The sequence below is a fragment of the Hydrogenophilus thermoluteolus genome (genome assembly GCF_003574215.1).
Lineage (GTDB): Bacteria > Pseudomonadota > Gammaproteobacteria > Burkholderiales > Rhodocyclaceae > Hydrogenophilus > Hydrogenophilus thermoluteolus.
In genome coordinates this window covers 1,168,489-1,186,020 of record NZ_AP018558.1, presented here as the reverse complement: position 1 = coordinate 1,186,020, position 17,532 = coordinate 1,168,489, and the positions used below count along the sequence as shown (strand labels likewise).

Here is a 17,532-nt window from a genome sequence, read left to right as displayed (position 1 = left end):
TCGTCATGGTTGCAACCACCTCATCCGTAGCCGTAGCCTCTTGGGAGACCGCTCAAGCGGCGCTCGGCATCGAGCTGAGCGAGCCAGAGCGCCTACAGTTGGAAACGGTAGCTCGCGATGCCCAGAGCTGGCTGGAGGGTTTGACGCTGGAAACGGGCGAACCGGTCTGGTCCCATGCCCTTGGGATGGCGTTATTGGCTGCGGAACTGAAGCTTGATTTAGCCAGCCGCTTGGCAGCGTTGCTCTATCCGGTTCCCACGCGCGTACCGGAACAGTGGGATGCGATTCAAGAATCTTTATCTCCTGACGTCCTGAGGCTCATCAAAGGGTTGCAGCGGCTCCATGGGGTGCGGTTGCGCAGTGGCGACGGCGCGCCGGAGCGTGACACCATCGAAGCGGTGCGCAAGATGGTGCTCGCGATGGTCGAGGATGTCCGTGTGGTGCTACTGCGGCTGAGCTCTCGGGTGATGACCCTTCGCTGGTTTGCGAAGCACCCGGAGCACGAAAGTGCCCGTTCCTATGCGGCCGAATCGCAGACACTCTACGCGCCGCTTGCGAACCGGTTGGGAATTTGGCGACTCAAGTGGGAGATCGAGGACCTTGCGTTCCGTCTGCTCGATCCCGAAACCTACAAGTCGTTGGCGAAACGCCTCGAAGAGCGACGGGTGGAACGAGAAGCGTTCATCACGGAACGGATTGCGGAATTTACCGCGCTGTTGCAGCAGATGAAAATTGCGCCGTTCGAGGTGACAGGGCGCCCCAAGCATCTGTACAGCATCTTTCTCAAGATGCAGCGCAAACGGTTGGACCTACGCGAAATTTACGATCTGCGTGCCGTGCGCATCTTGGTTCCCACGGTTGCCGACTGTTACGCCGTGCTTGCCGAGGTGCACGCCCGTTACCAGCCGATCGAAGGGGAGTTCGACGACTATATCGCCCGCCCGAAAGCAAACGGCTATCAATCGCTCCATACGGCAGTGGTCGCAGCAGACGGACGTCCGCTCGAGGTGCAGATTCGCACCTTCGCAATGCACCGTGCCGCCGAATTCGGCGTTGCAGCCCATTGGCGCTACAAAGAGGGGGCGCCGAAGCCCTCTTCGTACGACGAAAAGATCGCGTTGCTCCGTTCGTTGTTGGCGTGGCGCGACGAGGTCGCCGACGCCAATGTTTGGGCCGATCGGGTCAAGCGCGCAATCAAAGAGGAGGTGATTTACGTGACCACACCGGCAGGTCGCGTGATCGACCTGCCGTATGGCGCAACGCCGATCGATTTCGCCTATCGCATCCACACCGACGTGGGGCATCGCTGCCGGGGGGTGAAGGTCGATGGCCAGATCGTCCCGCTCAACACACCGTTGACGACCGGACAAACGGTCGAGATCCTCACCGCGAAAACGGGTGGGCCGTCGCGTGACTGGTTACAACCTGGGTTTGTCGTGACGCGCCACGCGCGCAGCAAGATTCGACTCTGGTTCGCGCAGGCCGAGCAAGCGCAACTCGAAGCGCGCGGCAAAACGCTCGTGGAGCAGACGCTCGCCCGTGCTGGGAAAACGAAGACCAAAGTCGATGATTTGGCGGCACGACTGGGATTCAAAGAACCGGCTGCGCTCTACCGCGCGTTCGCCCGGGGCGAGGTAGGGCCCAAAGCGCTGCTCGAAGCGGTCGAAGGAAAGCCGGACGCCAGTGAATCGGCTTCCGCAGCGCGCCGTCGCGCACCGCAGGATCACGTGGGCCCGAATGCCGTCGCGTCTGTGGTGATCGGCGGGGAGCGTGGCTTTTACGCACAACCAGCGAAATGTTGTTTACCCCAACTAGGTGATGCGATCGTCGCATTTTTGAGCCGCAGCCGCGGGCTCACCATTCACCACCAAGCGTGTCCGGAGATCGCACGCCTGCGGCACGTCCACCCCGAACGGGTATTACCGGCGACGTGGGAGTCGTCTTGACTCAGTTGCTTTTCGCGAGTTCTCTAAGGAGCAGCTCTTGTGCGGCACGCCGCATCGTCCGGGCGTGCTTGAGCCGGTAGCGCCCGTCCGGTCCCAACTCCCACGCTTGCGCATTGTCCAGCAAATAGATGCGCAAACCCTCTTTGATCACCCGCCGTTTGAGCGCCGGGTCCAACACCGGGCACGCGACTTCGACGCGGCGGAAACAGTTGCGATCCATCCAGTCGGCACTGGAAAGATAGACTTTGCGCGCCCCGTCCGCATAAAAATAGAAGACGCGGTGATGCTCCAAGAAGCGTCCAACGATCGAGCGCACGCGGATGTTTTCCGAAAGGCCTGCTATGCCCGGTTTGAGGGCGCATGGGCCACGAACGATGAGGTCGATCTCCACACCCGCTTGCGACGCGGCGTAGAGCGCTTCGATCAGGTGGGGTTCGAGTAGTGCGTTCATCTTGGCGATGATTCGCCCGCGACGTCCAGCCTGCGCTGCGTCGGCTTCGGCGCGGATGTGCGCCAGCAAGTTGGCATGCAACGTAAAGGGCGACTGCCAAAGATGGCGCAATTGCGGTGCATCGCCCATGCCCGTGATCGATCGGAAAATGGCATCGACGTCGCTGCCGATTTCCGGGTTGGCGGTGAGCAATCCGAAATCGGTATACAGACGAGCGGTTTTTGGGTGGTAGTTGCCTGTACCGATATGGCAGTAGCGACGCAGTTGCCCCCCTTCGCGGCGGATTACCAACAAGAGCTTTGCATGGGTTTTGAAGCCGAAAACGCCATAAACCACATGGGCGCCCGCTTCATGCAGCCTTCTTGCCCAGCGGATGTTCGCCTCTTCGTCGAACCGCGCCATCAACTCCATCACCACGGTGACCTCTTTCCCCAACTGTGCGGCGCGGATCAGCTGTTCCATCAGGATCGAATCCATACCGGTGCGATAGACGGTCATTTTGATCGCGACGACGTTCGGATCGTCGGCCGCGATCCGCAGGAAGTTGATCACCGGCTCGAAACTTTCGTACGGGTGATGCAACAGCAGATCCTGGCGACGGAGCGTGGCAAAGGTGTCCTGAGGGCGCGCCAACGCTTTCGGAACCCGAGGAGTGAAGGGGGGGAATTTGAGGTCGGGCCGATCGACTTCGTCGCAGATCGCCATCAACCGCACCAAATTGACGATCCCCGGAACGCGGTAGAGCGCCTGCTCGGTCAGGCCGAACTGCTCGAGCAGAAACCGGGCCATCTGCTCGGAGCAGTTGTCGGCCACTTCCAGACGCACGGCGTCACCGAAGTGGCGTTGCCGCAGTTCGCCGGAGAGCGCATCCCGTAAGTCTTTGATCTCCTCTTCGTCCAGGAAGAGGTCGGAATTGCGCGTGACGCGAAATTGGTAACACCCCTTTACCGTCATGCCCGGAAAGAGGCGGTGCACGTTGGCGTGAATGATCGAAGAGAGGAAGACGAACGCGTACGGGTGTTCGGAAAGCCCTTTGGGGAGCCGCAAAACTCTGGGCAAAGCCCGTGGCGCTTGCAAAATGGCCCGGCCCGAGGTACGCCCGAACGCGTCTTTCCCTTCGAGTTCGATCGCGAAGTTGAGGCTCTTGTTGAGGATGCGCGGAAAAGGATGGGCGGGATCGAGCGCGATCGGGGTAAGGAGCGGTTCGATCTGGTCGACGAAATAGCGCTCGAGCCACTCCCGTTGCGCGTCGGTCCAGTGGTTGCGGCGGACGAAGACGACCCCTTCCCGCGCCAGCGCCGGGATCAAGGTATCGTTCCACAGCGCATATTGCCGCGAAACCAGGGAATGGACCTCTTTGCCGATCCGCTCCAAGAGTTCGTCGATCGCGATGCCGTCGATGCCGGCGCGCGTGAGTCCTTGGTGCTGCTGCTCTTTGAGCCCAGCGACGCGGATTTCGAAAAATTCGTCGAGGTTGCTGGAGACGATGCAGAGATAGCGCACCCGTTCGATGAGCGGCGTAGCTGGGTTTTCCGCCATCGCCAATACCCGCCTTTGGAATTGCAACAACGACAATTCGCGGTTGAAAAAATGGTCGGCTGAGTAGTTCGCCGGTGGTGGAACGGGGGTGGGCATCTTCTCCTCCTGTGCGTTCTGACCAATTGTACCGTGATATGCGTACAATGGCGGGATGAAGCTTGCAGCCGTAGACCTAGGGTCCAATACGTTTCGCCTCACGATCGCCGCCGTGGACGGGGAGCTTGTCTTTCCTCGTGACGAATACAAAGTTCCGGTCCGTCTTGCGGCAGGCCTGACCGCCGAGAAGTGGTTGACGCCGGAAGCGATGAGCCGCGGTTGGCAAGCGCTGGCGCAATTTTCGGAGCGGCTTGCCGATTTTCCGCCGGATGCGCTCCGTGCCGTGGCGACCAATACGCTCCGTGTCGCAAAAAATGCGGCGCATTTCATCGCCGAAGGTCAGGAACTCTTGGGCTTTCCCATCGAGGTGATCTCTGGTCGCGAAGAGGCGCGCCTCATCTATCTGGGCGTTGCCCATTCGATCGCCAACCCTCATCGGCAGAATTTGATTTTCGATATTGGTGGCGGTTCCACTGAATTCATCATCGGTCGTGGGTTTGCGCCCGAATGGCTCGAAAGCCTCTACATGGGTTGTGTCAGTTTCACCACTCGCTTTTTTCCCGATGGGGAAGTGACGCCGCGGCGTTTCGCTCAAGCGACCACCGCTGCGCGCATGGAACTCGAGGCGATCGCGCAAACCTACCGCACGATCGGCTGGGAGCAGGTCTTCGTTTCGAGCGGTTCGGCCCGCGCGATCCGTGACGTTGCGGTTGCGATGGAACTGACCGACGAGGCGATCACGCTGCCGGTATTGCAGGAGATCGAACGCGTCATACTCGACGCCAAAGCGGTCGAGCGCATCGCTCGATTACCCGGTATGCGTTCGGAGCGCGCCGATCTCTTCGCTGCAGGTTTGGCCATCATGAAAGCGGCTTTTGAAGCGTTGGCGATTGCTGAGGCGCGGTATGCCAACGGCGCGATGCGGCTTGGGGTGCTCTACGATCTGTTGGGGCGCACGCACCATCACGATATCCGGGAGGCGAGCGTCGAACGGTTGATGGAACGGTGCCAGGTCGACCGCCCGCATGCGTTGCGGGTCGAAGCCGAAGCGTTGCGACTGGCTGGACAGTTACAACCCGCATGGCAGGATCCCTACCACCCCATGCGCCAATTCCTGTCGTGGGCAGCGCGGCTGCACGAAGTAGGACTTTTCGTCGCGCACAGTGGTTACCACAAACATGGTGCCTATTTGCTTGCGAACGCGGATCTCCCCGGTTTTTCGCAATCGGATCAAGCGCGACTGGCGCGTTGGGTCTTGGCGCATCGGGGCGAACTCGCGCGGCTCAAAGAGTTGGCCGAGTACGACCCGGAGTGGGACGCGATCTTGGCGCTCCGGTTGGCGGTGATCCTTGCGCGCGCGCGAAACCAAAAGCCGCTTCCACAACTCGAAGTAGCACGGGCAGGAAAAGGGTATCGTATTGGCTTGCCTGTCGATTTCGCAAGAAACCATCCGCTCACCCATGCCTTGTTGCTGGCAGAGCGCGAACAATGGGAAAAAGTGAACAAACCGCTTACTTTCGTCGGTCAGGAAAACGAGGAGGCCCCGTGAGACGCTGGGAGGGAAAACGCATCATCGTAACCTGGATGGCGTGCCTCGCGCCATTCTTCGCATCAGTCGGTGCGACGGCGGAAAATGGCGCAGCGATCTATGCACAGCTGCAACGCGCATTGGCGCAGGAAGATGTCGAAACCGTCGCGTCGCTCGTCGCGCGGGGGCTCGACCCCAACGTCAGCGACCGTGAAGGCAATCCCTTGCTGGTCTGGGCTGCGCGTCGAGGGAAAACGGAGCTCGTCAGTACGCTTCTTCGTCACGGTGCTTCGGTCAATCAACGCAACCTCGTCGGCGAAACCGCGTTGATGGCGGCGGCTTATGGCGGATATACCCAGATTGCCGCTCAGCTGATCGAAGCTGGGGCCATCTTCGATCACGACGGCTGGAACCCTCTGATCTACGCCGCGATGCAAGGCCATACCGCGATCGTCGACTTGTTGCTCAAAGCCGGCGCGAACCCCAACCGGGCTTCGGAGAACGGAATGACCCCCCTGATGTGGGCGGCCCGAAACGGTCACGCCGCGGTCGTTGCGCGGCTGCTTACCCACGGCGCCGATACCGAAGCGCGTTCTGACCGCGGATACACTGCGGTGACGCTTGCGCTCAGCAAAGGGGAAACCGCGATTGCGCAACAGATCGAGGCGGTTCGCCGGCAAAAAGGTTTGCCACCGACGCAACTCAACCTCTCGATCGAATGAACGGAGTCGGAGGAGACGATGGAACCCTTGACGTTGGAGAGCCCGGTATGGCAGCGGTGGCATGACCGCTGGCACCACCGGTTCGCCGAATGGCAAACGTGGCGGCGACATCTCCACCGCCACCCTGAGTTGGCCTTCCAAGAGGAGGCAACCGCGACCTTCGTCGCGGAACGGTTGCGCGCGATCGGACTGACCCCGCAGACGGGGTGGGCGAAAACGGGCGTGGTCGCATCGATCACCGGCACCATGGGTGCAGGGCCTACGATCGCGCTTCGTGCCGACATGGACGCACTGCCGCTCGAAGAGGCCAATACCTTCGACCACCGTTCGTGCCATCCCGGCCGTATGCACGCGTGCGGCCATGACGGTCATACCGCGATGCTGCTTGCTGCAGCAGAAGCGATCGCTGCAGAACCCGATTTCGCGGGGACGGTCGTTTTCCTCTTCCAACCCGCGGAAGAGGGGGGCGGGGGGGCGCGCGTCATGGTCGAAGAAGGGGTGCTCGATGCCTTTGCGATCGACGAGATCTACGCACTGCACAACTGGCCGGGTTTGCCGGTTGGCACCTTTGCGGTTCATACCGGCCCGGTGATGGCAGGCACCAAGAGTTTCGACCTGACTTTCCGAGCATCGGGCACCCACGCAGCGATGCCCCATTTGGGTGCCGATCTCATTGTTGCCGCCAGTCAGTTCGTCACGTACGTACAAAGTGCGATCAGCCGTAGGATCCCGCCAACAGAAGCCGCGGTCTTTTCCGTGACGCAGTTCCACGGGGGAACCGCGTACAACGTCCTGCCCGATCGCGTCACCCTTGCCGGAACGGTCCGTGCCTTTTCCGACGCGACGATGCTCCATATCATCGAAACCGCAACGCACTTGGCCACGGCGATCGCAGCGAGCGTCGGCGCCGAAACCGAATGGCGCTGGCACGACGGTTATCCGCCGACCGTGAACGACGCAACCGCTGCCGAAAACGCGGCACGTACCGCCGCGACCGTCGTCGGTGCCGAACGTGTGCTGCGCGACCAACCCCCATCGATGGGGGCGGAAGATTTCGCCTATTTCTTGCAAAAACGCCCCGGCGCGTATCTCTGGATCGGAAACGGGCCAGGGGAGGGCGGGTGCGTGCTTCACAATAGCCGGTACGATTTCAACGATGCGATCCTGCCCCTGGGCGCAGCGTTCTGGTGGCGGTTGGTGCGCGATCGCTTGGCTTCGGAGGGGTGATGCGTTCGTGGCAACGGGGTTGGCACCATTGGCGGCTGTCGCGCGCGCTCCTTGATGGCGCGGGTGGACTCTGGGCGCTCGTTGCAGCGCTCGCCGTTGCAGTCTCCTGCGTTGCATCCGTTGCGTGGCTAAACGACCGCTTGACGTCGACACTGGTGACCGAGGCCGGAGCGTGGCTTGCTGGAGACTTGCAAATCGCATCGTCACGCCCCTTTGCTGCGCGCTGGCACGGGTGGCGCGCGCAGCATCCGGAAATTCGGGTAGCCGAATCGGTCACCACGACGTCGATGGTACGAACGCCGCAAGGTGATCGACAACTCGTCGCGCTGCGTGCGATTGGACCAGGGTACCCGCTGCGCGGCACCATCCGACTCCGTGCAGCGGGATCTACCGATGAAGCGGCGACCGAAGAGAATCCTCGACTCGTGATCGTCGATGCAGCCAATCTGACAAGCAACCAAGCGTGGATCGACGCCCGTCTGTCAGCGCTCTTGGGATTGCGCGAGGGAATGACGTTCGCCCTGGGGCGCAGTGAGGTGGTGGTGGCTGGGATCCTCGAATCGACTCCCGAACAAGGGGCCGATTTTTTGAGTTTTCTGCCCGAAGTCATCGTTTCGACCGAAACGCTCGACGGTTCGGGGCTGATCGCCCCGGGGAGCCGGGCCACTTGGCGCTGGCACATCGTCGCGCCGCAAGCAGCGCTACCCCAGATCAAAGCGGAGATCGAAGCCTTGCTGCAACCGGGGGAACGGCTTGTCGCAGTCGACGAAGCCCAACCGTCGGTCAAGACGCTCCTCGAGCAGGTGCAGCGGTTCCTGCGCTTGGGTACCATCGCTGCTGTGGTACTTGCCGCAGTCGCGGTGGCGCTGGCAGCGCGGCGCGTCGCACTGCAATTGACCCGTCGCGTTGCGGTGGTTCGCGCGCTGGGGATCAGCCGCTTGCGCCTCCTCATGCTCTTGGGGTTGCGCTTTTTGGTTCTGGCGGCACTGGGAGTCGGAGCCGGGTTGGTGATCGGGTGGGGCGCACAATCGCTCTTTGCCGAATTGCTGCAAGCGCTCGTTGCGCACACGGGACTTGCGCCCGCTGCGTTCGTTGCCGGATGGCCGGCTGCGCTGCTTGGTTTCGTACTGGTCGCTGCATTTGTCACACCGTGGCTCGTCTGGCTGGTCCGTCTGCCGCCGATCGCTGTGTTGCGCCACGTCGCGCCGCCCAGCCATCCCTTGGGGTGGCTCGGATGGGTGCTTGCCACCAGTGGGGCTCTTGCCGGCGTCACGGTAGCATTGGCGGGCGAATGGCAGCTCGCAGTGACCGCGCTTGCGGTGATTGCTGCGATCACGTGCGGCTTCGGTGTGTTGGCGATTGTCCTCCTTCGCTTCGCCTACCGTTTTCTGCCGCAGCGGACGCCCACGCCAGTTCGCCTCATTTTGCTCTTTCTCGTGCGCCAGCCCCTGACGGTGGCGATTCAGGTCGCAGCGCTCGCTGTGGGATTGACCGCGATTTGGCTGTTGCTCTTCGTGCGCAGCGACCTCCTGGCGGCGTGGCGCTACCAAACTCCGCCTGATGCGCCGAACCGTTTCGTGATCAACGTGATGCCCGATCAGGTTGCGCCGCTCACGGCACAGTTCGAAAAAGCGGGCATCGCTCCGCCGCGCTTTTGGCCGATGGTGCGCGGTCGATTGCAGTCGATCAACGGCGCACCGATCCCACAAGCGCTTTTGGACGCCAACCCGCGCGCCGAGCGTTTGGCGAATCGGGAGTTCAACCTCACCTGGTCCACCGCTTTGCCTGAGGACAACCGAATCGTCGCCGGGCGGTGGCACGGTGACAGCACGGCGCGCGAAGCCTCGGTAGAGGCGGGATTGGCGAAACTGTTCGACATCAAAGTGGGCGATACGGTGACGTTCGGGATCGCAGGCGAAACGGTGACGGTATCGATCACTTCGATTCGTGCGCTGCGGTGGGAGTCGATGCGCCCCAATTTCTTTTTCATCACCACGCCAGCCGCGTTGGAACATTTCCCTGCAATCTTTATGGCTGCGATTCGGTTGCCACCGCATGAGCGAGCATTCGAACGCACGCTGGTTGCGCAATTTCCGAACGTCACGGTGATCGACGTCGAGCAATTGCGCGCAGAGTTCGAACGGTTGAGTAACGACGTCACCCGCTTACTCGAAGCCGTCTTCGCGTTCGCGTTGGCAGCAGGCGGTCTGGTCCTGCTTTTGGGTTGGGCTGCTGGAGACGAGCGGCGCGCGCAGCAAGTGGCGCTCCTCAGAGCGTTGGGGCTGCAGGAACGCGTTGCCCATCCGTTCCTGCTCGGCGAAGCCGCTACCGTTGGCGCGCTTGCCGCGCTCTTTTCGGTGCTCGCCGCCAGTCTGCTGGGATCGTGGTTGGCGTATCGCCTCTTCGATCTGCTGCTCCCCGTACGCTGGGGGCCGCTTGCGGCTGCTGCGCTGATCGTGGCCGTGCTGGTCGGCATCCTAGGGTGGTGGCGCGCCAAAGGGCTCCTCGCGCAGCCGCCCCTCACGGTGTTGCGCGCAGCGTCACCACAATGACCATGACTGCGTCAGAGGTTGGGGTCGTGCGGCGTTTCGGCGTTGAGGATCGCGAAGACGCCCGCCGCAGCAACCGCCATCCAAAGCAGGAACGCCCCAACCCCCAACCGCTCCCACAGCGCGCCGAAGTAAAAGAGCATCACGAATGCGATAAAAAGGAGCAGGTTGCCGATGAGGCTGGCGTGGCGCTTCCAGTTCATCCTTTGACCTCGTCGAGCGCGTAAGGAAGCGGCGTGAGGGTCGCTTTCGCGCCGTCGGGCGCGCCGATCGCCACGGTGCCTTCCGGGATCACCGATTTCGGGACCGATACAAGCGCCGCATAACCGTCCGGGTGCGGCACGGAAAGCACCACGCGCCCGGCAGTCTGTTCGCCCATCGCCGCACTAAAGCAAGGCGTACCCGCAGCGGGTGGGTCACCCGCGCCCACCACTTTGACCATTCGTCGTTTGACTTCTCCCAAATAGCGGGTACGGGCAATGATCTCTTGCCCAGGGTAACACCCTTTTTTGAAACTGACGCCACCGATGAGGTCGAGATTCACCCATTGTGGCAAGAACATCTCCCGGTTTGGCGGCAAAATCCACGGCCAACCCTCGGCAACGAACGTTGCCCACGTCAGGCCGCTCGTTTCGGCGCCAAGGTCGATCGTTACCTTGCTGCGGAAACGATATTTGAGGAGTGTGCTTTGGAGAAACGGCGCACTTTCGGGATCGATGAGGATCCGAAAAGTGGTCTCCTCGACACGCTCCAACCAGAAAATGGCCAACAACCGCCCTTTGGGGGTGCATAGCCCATTCCACTGCCGCGCATCTGTCGTCAATGACGTGACGTCATTGCACGTCAAACTCTGCAAGAAGCGTTGTGCGTCTGGCCCATTGACCAGCAACGTCGCGAAGGGCTGGGTCGAATCAACGTGTGCGCTTTCCATGGGACGGTATTATCGCAAAATTCGCTAGAATCGACCCCATGACGACCCGCTTTTGCCCGCACCTGGAAATCCAACCGTGCGTTGCGCCACCCCCTGTTGCGATGCGTGGTGGCATTCGGTTGGGTTTTGCACTGCTCCTTCTTGTGCTCGTTGCGCTGGGTGGCGTCTGGACGCTGCTGGAACGGTGGCGCACAACGCCACTTCCGGTCACCGAAACGGTCTCGGTGCAGATTCCCCGCGGAACCGGTGTGATCGGCGCCGCGGAGCGCTTGGCGCAAACGCTTGGCGGCGAAACGCTTTTGTGGCGCTGGCTGGTCTGGCGGGAGCGGCCTGAGCGGGTGATCGCTGGATATTACCAATTTCCACCGTCGGTCTCGCCGCAAGAGGCGCTCGCGATGGTCGTTCGTGGCGAGGTGATCCGCGACCGCATCACCATCGTCGAAGGGTGGACCTTTCGCCAGATGCAGGCGGCAATCGACGCGCATCCCTATCTGACCCATACCCTGCAAGGCGCGGACGAACAGACGATCCTCTCTGCGATCGGCGCCCAAGTTCCGTATGCCGAAGGGTGGTTTTTTCCCGATACCTACCTCTTCGACCGGATGACGCCAGACCAGACGATCTACCGGCAGGCACACGAACGGATGCGTCGCGTATTGGCAGAAGTTTGGGCAGGACGTGACCCCGACCTTCCGCTGGAGTCCCCGGAAGCCCTGTTGATTTTGGCGTCGATCGTCGAAAAAGAGACCGCCCACCCGGAAGATCGCGGCAAAGTCGCATCCGTTTTCCTCAACCGCCTGCGCAAAGGGATGCCATTGCAGTCCGATCCAACGGTGATCTACGGGCTGGGCGAACGCTACGACGGTTCGCTCAGTAAGCGGGATCTGCGCCACGACACCGCCCACAACACCTATACCCGGCAGGGGTTGCCGCCCTCACCGATTGCACTGCCCAGTTTGGCGTCGCTTCAGGCGGTTGCTCACCCCGAAAAGACCGACTATCTCTACTTCGTCGCAAGCGGCACCGACGCGACCAGCATCTTTTCCCGAACCCTAACCGAACACAATCGCGCGGTTCGCGCGTATCGTCAAGCGATGCGGAATGCGGAGTCCACCCAATGAGCACGCGCGGCCGTTTCTTGGTTTTCGAAGGAATCGACGGTGCCGGCAAAAGCACGCAGATCGCGGCGCTCTCGGAGTGGCTGCAAGCGCAGGGGGTAGCCACCGTCACCACGCGTGAACCGGGCGGCACCCCCGTTGGCGAAGCGATCCGTACGTTGGTCTTGACGCACGATATGCACGCGGAGACCGAATTGATGCTGATCTGTGCCGCACGGCGCGAACACCTCCTCACGGTGATCGATCCCGCGTTGGCTGCGGGACGATGGGTGGTGTGTGACCGCTTTGCCGATGCCTCGTTCGCGTACCAGGTTGGCGGACGAGGGGTCGATCGCGAACGTTTTCGCCAACTCGACGAATGGACCCGTTCTGGCCGGCAACCCGACCTGGTCTTCTTGTTCGACCTACCGGTAGCCGCGGCGGCCAAACGGCGGGCCAACCGAGATCTCTCTGACGGTCCCAGCGCGTGCGACCGCTTCGAGCGCGAGTCGGAAGCATTCTTTGCCGCAGTGCGCGCTGCGTACCTGGCGCGCGCTGCGCAAGACCCCGAACGCTACTGTGTTTTGGACGCGCAGTTACCACCCGAGCGGCTCACCGAAATCGTATTGGCGACCGTTGCCCAACGGTGGTTTGCACCCAAGACCCGACAATCACCGTCGCAGGGAGTGGCGCACGATGGGTGACGCCGCTTTTGCTTACCCGTGGCTGATGCCCTGGATCGAACGCTTCTTCCAGGCATGGCGTCAGGGGCGGGCGCCGCAAGCGCTTTTGCTGGCAGGCCCCGAAGGGGTCGGCAAACACCACCTAGCCGCTTTATTGGCGCGTCGCTGGACCTGCGCTGCCCCCCCCGAAGCCGGAATCGAACCGTGTGGCCAATGCCCAGCCTGTACGCTCGACGACGAAACCGCGCATCCCGATCGTTTCGAATTGACCCCGCAATCGGGTACGCAGGGCATACCGATCGACGCTGTGCGCGCGTTGCAAGCGGACCTTGCGCTTTCTGCGCACGGGGTTCGCCGTGCAGTGGTGATCCAACCGGCCGAAGCGATGAATCGCTACACCGCGAACGCGTTACTCAAAATTCTGGAAGAGCCGCCGCAGGCGGTGCTGTTCGTCTTGGTGAGTGACGCGCCTGGACGGTTGTTACCCACGATTCTCAGTCGGACCCAACAGTGGCGCATCCTTCCCCCCCCGATCGCGCAAGCCGAAGCGTGGTTGCGCGCGGCGTGGCAGCAGGCCGGCGCGCAGGCAGAACCCGCCAAGGACCCCCAACAGGCGATCGCTGCGGCTTTGGCGCTGCATCGGGGTGCGCCGCTTGCGGCATGGCGCTTCTTGTCGTCCGGAAAAAATGCGCTGCGCGATGCGTTCGTCCGCGACGCCGCCGAATGCGCATGGCGGCAACCGATCGCGGTGGCCAGCGAATGGACGCAGCGCCTCAAAGCGCAAGAGGGGGATCCCAACGGGCTGCGCTTCGCCGAGCTTTTTCGTTGGTACCAGTACTGGCTCGCTGATCTGCTCACCATCGCCACCTTGGGAGATGCTTGCGCGAATCGTCCGGAACGCTTACACTTTCCCGATGCTGCAGCGCAGATCACAGCCGTGGCCAAACGGCGCTCGCCCATCGAATGGTTTCGCATCGCCCGCCTTGCCACGGCAATCGCGCCGTGGGTCGATCATCCCCTCAACACGGCGTCGCTCTGCGAAACCCTGTGGCTGAATTACTGCGACGGAGTTTCGTGATGGTTTCCCCAGACGCGGCAAGTGAAGCGAACAGCAACGCAATGGGCGAAAAGGCAAGCAGCCGCGCCACCGTGCTCGCTGTGCACATCGAAGCCGTCTCTGCGCTTTACGCCGCCTATATGCCCTGGCTGAAACGGGGCGGTCTCTTCGTCCCGACCAACCGGAAATTCGGTTTGGGCGATCCCCTTTTTCTTCGCGTGCAACTCCCGGACGAACCGGAACCGATCCTCCTTTCGGGTACCGTTGCGTGGATCAACCCGCCGAACGTCGCCGGAGGGCGCGTCCAGGGCGTAGGCGTGCATTTCGACGATGGCGAACTCACGCCCAAAGTCAAAGCGCTGATCGAACAAAAACTTGGGGCACTCATCGGCTCCGGCAAAACCACCCACACGTTATGACCCCAACGGAAGCGAAAAGACGACCATGACCCAACTGATCGACACCCATTGCCATCTCGAATTCCCCGGACTCAAAGAACGACTGAACGAAGTTCTGGCCAATATGGCAGCAAACCGCGTCGTCGCAGCGGTTTCGATCGGCACCACGCTGGAACGCGCGCGAGAGGTACTGGAAATTGCCGAAGCCCACCCCAATATCTGGGCCACCGTCGGCGTCCACCCAGATAACGAAGGCGTCGAGGAGCCGACCGTGGAGCGCTTGGTTGCGCTCGCGAACCACGCCAAAGTCGTCGCGATCGGGGAAACCGGGCTCGACTATTATCGCCTCACCGACGCGCCTGAGTGGCAGCGCACCCGCTTTCGTACCCATATCCAGGCGGCCCGCACCTTGAAGTTGCCGCTCGTGATCCACACTCGCGCCGCCGCGCACGACACGATCGCAATCCTTCGTGAAGAGGGGGCAGAAGCGGTCGGCGGCGTGATGCACTGCTTCACCGAAAGCCGCGAAACGGCGAAAGCCGCATTGGATCTCGGCTTCTACATCTCCTTTTCAGGGATCGCCACGTTCAAGAACGCGGCGTCGGTCCGGGAGGTAGCCCGTTACGTTCCGCTCGACCGGATCCTGGTCGAGACCGACGCCCCCTATCTGGCGCCCGTCCCGCACCGTGGCAAACGATGCGAACCCGCCTTTGTGCGCCACACCGCAGAATTTTTAGCGGAATTTCTCGGAATCGACTTCGCCACCTTTGCCGAACGTACTACGGAAAATGCCTGCCGTCTCTTTTCGTTGCGCCTAACCCACCCAGAGGAGGTCTCCGCATGACCAAAGCGTATGAAGTCGGGCTCGAGCGGTGTGAAGCCAATTACGTGCCGCTCACGCCACTCAGCTTCCTGCAACGCACCGCTGCCGTGTACCCCGATCGGCTGGCAGTGATCCACGGCAACCGCCGTTATACCTGGGCCCAGTTTGCCGAACGGGCGCGACGATTGGCTTCTGCGTTGCACCATCTTGGGGTCGGGAAGAACGACACGGTCGCGGTGGTGCTCAACAACACCCCCGAAATGCTCGAATGCCATTTCGGGGTCCCGGGGGCGGGGGCGGTGCTCAACACCATCAACACCCGACTCGACCCCGAAACGGTCGCGTTCATCCTGGAACACGGGGAAGCGAAGGTCCTCATCACCGACCGCGAATATGCACATACCGTCAAAGCCGCGCTCGCGCGTATCGACCGAAAGATTTTGGTGATCGACGTCGACGACCCCGAATATTCCGGACCGGGGGAACTTCTGGGCACACTCGATTACGAAGGGCTCTTGAGTGGCGGTGACCCCAACTTCGCATTCCGTTATCCCGACGACGAATGGGATGCGATCTCGCTCAACTACACCTCAGGGACCACCGGCAACCCGAAAGGGGTGGTTTACCACCATCGGGGCGCCTACCTGAACGCGCTTTCGAATATCGTCTCATGGGGGATGTCGCACCATTCGGTCTACCTCTGGACCTTACCGATGTTCCACTGCAACGGCTGGTGCTTCCCGTGGACGGTCGCTGCGAACGCTGGTGTCAATGTCTGCTTGCGGCGCGTCGACCCGAAATGGATTTGGGACGCGATCGAAACGCACGGGGTGACCCACTACTGCGGCGCACCGATCGTCCACAGCATGATCGCCAATGCCGCGCCGCCAGCGTGGAAGAGCGGCAAAGCGGGCCGAACCGTGAAAGGGCTGATCGCCGCTGCGCCGCCGCCTGCTGCCGTCCTTCAAGCGATGGCCGAAATCGGGTTCGAAATCACCCACGTCTATGGCCTCACCGAAACCTACGGACCGGCCGCAGTGTGCGCCAAGCACGACGAATGGGCGACGCTTTCCCTTGCCGAGCAGGTGCGCTTGAACGGTCGCCAAGGGGTGCCGTACCACGCCCAAGAGGCGATTTCGGTGCTCGACCCCGATACGATGCAACCGGTGCCGCGTGACGGCCAGACGATGGGTGAGGTGATGTTCCGCGGCAACCTGGTGATGAAAGGGTACCTCAAGAACCCGGCCGCAACGGAAGAGGCGTTCCGCGGTGGGTGGTTCCATACCGGTGACCTGGGCGTGCTCGAACCCGACGGCTACGTCAAGATCAAAGACCGCGCCAAAGACATCATCATCTCCGGCGGGGAAAACATCTCGTCGATCGAAGTCGAAGATGCGCTCTACAAACACCCGGCGGTGATGGCGGTTGCGGTCGTCGCTTCCCCCGATCCGAAGTGGGGTGAGGTACCGCACGCGTTCATCGAATTGCGGGAAGGCGCTTCCGTCACCCCTGAGGAGTTGCAGCAACACTGCCGCCAATTCCTCGCCGGCTACAAAATTCCCAAGAAATTCACTTTTGGGCCGCTGCCGAAGACCTCGACGGGTAAGATTCAGAAATTCATCTTGCGCGAGCAGGCGCGTTCGCAAGAAGCGATCGAATAACCCACAAGGAGGAGCTCCAATGAACGACGCACCCTTCGTGTTAGAGACGCTCGACGATGGCGTCTTGACGCTCACCCTCAACCGTCCCGCCCAGTTCAACGCGCTTTCCCGCGCGATGCTCGAAGCATTGCTCGCTGCACTCGAACGCGCCAAAACGGACGAAGCGGTGCGCGCGGTGGTCCTTGCTGGCGCAGGCAAAGCCTTCTGTGCCGGCCACGACCTCAAAGAGATGCGCGCGAACTGCACCTTGGAATTCCAACGCGACCTCTTTGCACTCTGCACCAAAGTGATGCGAACGATCATGACGTTACCGGTGCCGGTGATCGCGCGTGTCCACGGGATTGCCACCGCAGCCGGTTGCCAACTCGTCGCCACCTGCGACTTGGCTGTTGCCGCCGATGTCGCGCGCTTCGCAGTCTCGGGCATCACGGTCGGACTTTTCTGTTCGACTCCGGCAGTGGCGCTTTCCCGCAACATCGGCCGCAAACCGGCAATGGAAATGCTGCTCACCGGCGAATTCATCTCCGCGGAGCGGGCGCAGACGCTCGGGTTGGTGAACCGCGTCGTCGCGGTTGACGCGCTCGACGACGAGATCAATAAGCTCACCGATTCGATCAAAGCCAAACCGCGTGCCTCGATCGCGATGGGTAAATCGCTCTTCTATCGTCAACTCGAAATGGGGATCGACGCGGCGTATCAGCTCGCATCCGAAGTGATGGCGTGCAACATGATGCACCCGGATGCCCAAGAAGGGATCGACGCGTTCATCGAAAAACGGACCCCGCGCTACCAGCACACGCCTGCACCCGAAAACGTAGTGTGAC

15 protein-coding genes are annotated in these 17,532 nt (G+C 61.8%); 12 read left to right on the top strand and 3 right to left on the bottom strand.

What is annotated here, in order from left to right:
- The first annotated feature begins 5 nt into the window (after nt 1-5).
- A complete protein-coding gene (locus HPTL_RS05740) occupies nt 6-1,946 on the top strand; it encodes a RelA/SpoT family protein (protein ID WP_119335117.1) in 1,941 nt (646 codons plus the stop codon).
- Between the two features lies 1 nt (nt 1,947).
- Here the strand turns inward: HPTL_RS05740 and ppk1 are convergent, their stop codons facing one another.
- Nucleotides 1,948-4,032, bottom strand: coding sequence for a polyphosphate kinase 1 (gene ppk1, locus HPTL_RS05735; protein WP_119335116.1), 2,085 nt, complete (start codon nt 4,030-4,032; stop codon nt 1,948-1,950).
- A gap of 112 nt (nt 4,033-4,144) precedes the next feature.
- Between ppk1 and HPTL_RS05730 the strand changes: the two genes are divergently transcribed.
- From HPTL_RS05730 to HPTL_RS05715, 4 genes are read left to right on the top strand one after another with little or no spacing between them, the layout of a single operon-like run.
- The gene (locus HPTL_RS05730) at nt 4,145-5,581 is read left to right on the top strand and encodes a Ppx/GppA phosphatase family protein (protein ID WP_197713608.1); all 1,437 of its coding nucleotides are present in this window, start codon (nt 4,145-4,147) and stop codon (nt 5,579-5,581) included.
- Entirely contained in the window at nt 5,578-6,282 is a 705-nt protein-coding gene (locus tag HPTL_RS05725) for an ankyrin repeat domain-containing protein (protein WP_170141286.1), read from the top strand. The genes HPTL_RS05730 and HPTL_RS05725 overlap by 4 nt, the downstream gene beginning before the upstream one ends.
- 18 nt (nt 6,283-6,300) lie before the next feature.
- Nucleotides 6,301-7,509, top strand: coding sequence for an amidohydrolase (locus HPTL_RS05720; protein WP_119335113.1), 1,209 nt, complete (start codon nt 6,301-6,303; stop codon nt 7,507-7,509).
- A complete protein-coding gene (locus tag HPTL_RS05715; protein WP_119335112.1) occupies nt 7,509-10,061 on the top strand; it encodes an ABC transporter permease in 2,553 nt (850 codons plus the stop codon). The genes HPTL_RS05720 and HPTL_RS05715 overlap by 1 nt, the downstream gene beginning before the upstream one ends.
- 11 nt (nt 10,062-10,072) lie before the next feature.
- Here HPTL_RS05715 and HPTL_RS05710 read toward each other — a convergent pair whose 3' ends face one another.
- Together HPTL_RS05710 and ygfZ are read right to left on the bottom strand one after the other, a co-directional pair.
- Nucleotides 10,073-10,261 (bottom strand): hypothetical protein, encoded by a 189-nt coding sequence (locus HPTL_RS05710; RefSeq protein WP_119335111.1) that lies wholly within the window; start codon nt 10,259-10,261, stop codon nt 10,073-10,075.
- On the bottom strand, nt 10,258-10,989 hold the full coding sequence (gene ygfZ / locus HPTL_RS05705) for a CAF17-like 4Fe-4S cluster assembly/insertion protein YgfZ (RefSeq protein WP_119335110.1): 732 nt from the start codon (nt 10,987-10,989) through the stop codon (nt 10,258-10,260). The genes HPTL_RS05710 and ygfZ overlap by 4 nt, the downstream gene beginning before the upstream one ends.
- Nucleotides 10,990-11,027: 38 nt before the next feature.
- On the opposite strand from ygfZ, the gene mltG reads away from it, so the two are divergent.
- The 7 genes from mltG to HPTL_RS05670 are packed head-to-tail and all read left to right on the top strand — an operon-like array spanning nt 11,028 to nt 17,531.
- Nucleotides 11,028-12,110, top strand: coding sequence for an endolytic transglycosylase MltG (gene mltG, locus HPTL_RS05700; protein ID WP_197713607.1), 1,083 nt, complete (start codon nt 11,028-11,030; stop codon nt 12,108-12,110).
- Nucleotides 12,107-12,790, top strand: a complete 684-nt coding sequence (gene tmk, locus HPTL_RS05695) for a dTMP kinase (protein ID WP_119335109.1) — start codon at nt 12,107-12,109, stop codon at nt 12,788-12,790. Before mltG ends, tmk begins: the two co-directional genes overlap by 4 nt.
- Nucleotides 12,783-13,847 carry a DNA polymerase III subunit delta' gene (locus tag HPTL_RS05690; protein ID WP_119335108.1) on the top strand — a complete coding sequence of 355 codons (1,065 nt, stop codon included), beginning with the start codon at nt 12,783-12,785 and terminating at the stop codon, nt 13,845-13,847. The genes tmk and HPTL_RS05690 overlap by 8 nt, the downstream gene beginning before the upstream one ends.
- The gene (locus HPTL_RS05685) at nt 13,847-14,245 is read left to right on the top strand and encodes a PilZ domain-containing protein (RefSeq protein WP_119335107.1); all 399 of its coding nucleotides are present in this window, start codon (nt 13,847-13,849) and stop codon (nt 14,243-14,245) included. The genes HPTL_RS05690 and HPTL_RS05685 overlap by 1 nt, the downstream gene beginning before the upstream one ends.
- Before the next feature lie 25 nt (nt 14,246-14,270).
- The gene (locus tag HPTL_RS05680) at nt 14,271-15,068 is read left to right on the top strand and encodes a TatD family hydrolase (RefSeq protein ID WP_119335106.1); all 798 of its coding nucleotides are present in this window, start codon (nt 14,271-14,273) and stop codon (nt 15,066-15,068) included.
- A complete protein-coding gene (locus HPTL_RS05675; RefSeq protein WP_119335105.1) occupies nt 15,065-16,708 on the top strand; it encodes an acyl-CoA synthetase in 1,644 nt (547 codons plus the stop codon). Before HPTL_RS05680 ends, HPTL_RS05675 begins: the two co-directional genes overlap by 4 nt.
- A 19-nt stretch (nt 16,709-16,727) precedes the next feature.
- Complete coding sequence (locus tag HPTL_RS05670; protein ID WP_119335104.1) at nt 16,728-17,531, top strand: enoyl-CoA hydratase; 804 nt, start codon at nt 16,728-16,730, stop codon at nt 17,529-17,531.
- Nucleotide 17,532: the final 1 nt, after the last annotated feature.

Bases quoted from the DNA above. Each gene is read 5' to 3' on its own strand.
- ppk1 (WP_119335116.1), bottom strand. From the start codon at position 4,032: ATGCCCACCCCCGTTCCACCACCGGCGAACTACTCAGCCGACCATTTT.
- HPTL_RS05710 (WP_119335111.1), bottom strand. From the start codon at position 10,261: ATGAACTGGAAGCGCCACGCCAGCCTCATCGGCAACCTGCTCCTTTTT.
- mltG (WP_197713607.1), top strand. From the start codon at position 11,028: ATGACGACCCGCTTTTGCCCGCACCTGGAAATCCAACCGTGCGTTGCG.
- HPTL_RS05670 (WP_119335104.1), top strand. From the start codon at position 16,728: ATGAACGACGCACCCTTCGTGTTAGAGACGCTCGACGATGGCGTCTTG.
- tmk (WP_119335109.1), top strand. From the start codon at position 12,107: ATGAGCACGCGCGGCCGTTTCTTGGTTTTCGAAGGAATCGACGGTGCC.
- HPTL_RS05715 (WP_119335112.1), top strand. From the start codon at position 7,509: ATGCGTTCGTGGCAACGGGGTTGGCACCATTGGCGGCTGTCGCGCGCG.
- ygfZ (WP_119335110.1), bottom strand. From the start codon at position 10,989: ATGGAAAGCGCACACGTTGATTCGACCCAGCCCTTCGCGACGTTGCTG.
- HPTL_RS05690 (WP_119335108.1), top strand. From the start codon at position 12,783: ATGGGTGACGCCGCTTTTGCTTACCCGTGGCTGATGCCCTGGATCGAA.
- HPTL_RS05675 (WP_119335105.1), top strand. From the start codon at position 15,065: ATGACCAAAGCGTATGAAGTCGGGCTCGAGCGGTGTGAAGCCAATTAC.
- HPTL_RS05680 (WP_119335106.1), top strand. From the start codon at position 14,271: ATGACCCAACTGATCGACACCCATTGCCATCTCGAATTCCCCGGACTC.
- HPTL_RS05720 (WP_119335113.1), top strand. From the start codon at position 6,301: ATGGAACCCTTGACGTTGGAGAGCCCGGTATGGCAGCGGTGGCATGAC.
- HPTL_RS05740 (WP_119335117.1), top strand. From the start codon at position 6: ATGGTTGCAACCACCTCATCCGTAGCCGTAGCCTCTTGGGAGACCGCT.
- HPTL_RS05685 (WP_119335107.1), top strand. From the start codon at position 13,847: ATGGTTTCCCCAGACGCGGCAAGTGAAGCGAACAGCAACGCAATGGGC.